Origin of the sequence: Peterkaempfera griseoplana, from assembly GCF_001418575.1 — a bacterium.
GTDB classification, from domain to species: domain Bacteria; phylum Actinomycetota; class Actinomycetes; order Streptomycetales; family Streptomycetaceae; genus Peterkaempfera; species Peterkaempfera griseoplana.
Map to the genome: position 1 here is coordinate 1 of NZ_LIQR01000697.1, position 1,945 is coordinate 1,945.

General features: G+C 75.5%; 3 protein-coding genes. All 3 read right to left on the reverse strand.

The genetic code is table 11. From position 1 onward, the window contains the following. On the reverse strand, window positions 1–687 hold a 687-nt coding region (locus tag AOK09_RS35590; RefSeq protein ID WP_175609386.1), incomplete at its 3' end, for a PQQ-dependent sugar dehydrogenase. Window positions 688–959: 272 nt separating this feature from the next. Next, window positions 960–1,166: a hypothetical protein gene (locus AOK09_RS35595; RefSeq protein WP_055591323.1), complete on the reverse strand. Its 207-nt coding sequence runs from the start codon at window positions 1,164–1,166 to the stop codon at window positions 960–962. Window positions 1,167–1,341: 175 nt separating this feature from the next. Further along, window positions 1,342–1,945 (reverse strand): ROK family protein (locus AOK09_RS35600; protein WP_157876175.1); only part of this gene is annotated, 604 nt, incomplete at its 5' end.

Below are 1,945 nucleotides of genomic sequence, written 5' to 3' on the forward strand. Positions count from 1 at the left end.
GGTCCCGGCGGGGGTCATCCGCAGCACCTTGCCGCCCAGCGACGTCACGTCCTGGGCCAGTGCCGGGTGCCCGGCCTCGCCGGTGCCCGCGTAGAGCATGCCGTCGGGGCCGAAGGCGATCCGGCCGCCGTTGTGGTGCAGCCCGTGCGGGATGCCGGTCAGAACCACGTGCGGGGTGCCCAGTTGCCTCCCGGCCGGGGCGTGCTCGTCGTAGGTGAGATAGGCGATGCGGTTGTCCGACGTGGTGGAGTAGTAGACGTACACCCGGTGGTCGGCGGCGTAACCGGGGGAGAGCGCCAGGCCGAGCAGGCCGCCCTCACCGCCCTGGGAGCCGTTGGAGGCCACTCCGGGTACGGTGCCGGCGTCGGTGGTGCGGCGGCCGTCGCGGGCGACGCGGTGGATGTGGAACGTGTCCCGGGAGGAGACCAGGACGTCGCCGCCGGGCAGCAGGGCCATGCCCCACGGCACATCGAGGCCGGTGGCGACGGTGCGGGTCACCCGTACGGTGCCCTGGGCCGGCGCGGGGCCCGAGGCCCGCGCCGGGGCTGACGTCCGCAGACCGGGGGAGTCGGTGGCGGAGGGGAGCCCGGACGAGGGTGCGCCCTTCCCGTCCGAGGTGCACCCTGCGGCAGCCAGCAGGGCGGCGCAGGCCGTGACCACCAGGGTCCGGGACGTGCGAGAGATCATCGGGTCCTCCGTTCCCCGGCCCGGCCCGCCCGCAGGACCGGCTCCTTCCCCGGGAGCCGTCCCCGGTCGGCGGCACGGCGAACCCTCGGCTCGGCCGGCGGGTGTACGGCCGAGCCAATGACACGCCGTACGGCGGTGCGCCGAGGAGTACCGGGTCGCCGGGTCGCCATGCGGTGCGGGCCGGAGGCCAGGACGGCGAACCGCCGGCGACGGCGGCCCCGCGGCCGTACGACCGCGGGGCCGCCGCCCTCGGGCACCGGTCCGAGGAGCCGTCAGCGCACCGTGGTGACGGTGGCCGTGCTGGTCGCGGCGGGGAGCCTGGTGGTGTCGACGGCCAGGTACTCGCCGTCGTCCTGCCGGCGGTTGGGGAGGATCTTGGTGTGCAGGGCGTAGGGCGGCGCGGTGTTGGAGACGCCGTCGATCGCGAAGTCGCTGTCGTTGCTCCCCACGAGGGTGCGGCCGCCGTCGGTGGTGGCCACGCCCTCGACCTTGTGGTGGCCGAAGAAGCCGCCGGTCGGGTCGAGCGCGGTGACGGGGCCGCCCAGGTCCAGTTACAGGCTCTGCCGGAGGTGCGTCCCCGTGCGGCGGCACGGGCGGTGTGTACAGACCCCCGCCCCCCGCCTCGCCCGCGGCGGCGCGTCAGGGCACCCCGCCTCAGTCCGTCGTGAGGGCCTCGCTGCGGGCGAGACGGATGGCGCCGAGGATCTCCGCGTCGGTGCCGAGAGCGCCCCGCACCACCGAGAGGGAGGCGGCGACGGCCGGGGCGCAGAAACGCTCCATCTGCTCGGTCAGACCGGACAGCACATGCCGGCCCGCCCCGCCCAGCGCTCCGTCGAGGACGAGCAGCTCCGGGTTGAGGAAGGTGCACAGGTCGGCCAGCGGGCGGCCGAGGATGCGGCCGACCTCGCGCAGCACCCGGGCCGGGGCCGGTTCGCCGTCGTCCGCGAGACGCAGCACCTCGGCAAACGTCAGCGGTCTGTCGTAGGCCTCCTCCATCAGCTCCACCAGGGGGCGGCGGGCCCGCGCCGACAGGCAGCCGCGGGCGCCGCAGATGCACAGCGGTCCGTCGTCGTCCGCATGGATGTGGGCGATCTCCCCGGCGAAGCCGGAGGCGCCCCGGTAGAGCGCGCCGTCCAGCACCAGGCCGGCGCCGACGCTGCGTTCGCCGACCTTCAGGAACACCTGGCAGCCGCGCCCGCGTCCGGCACCTGAGTGCGCCTCGCCGAGTGCGCCGAGGTTGGCGTCGTTCTCGATGACG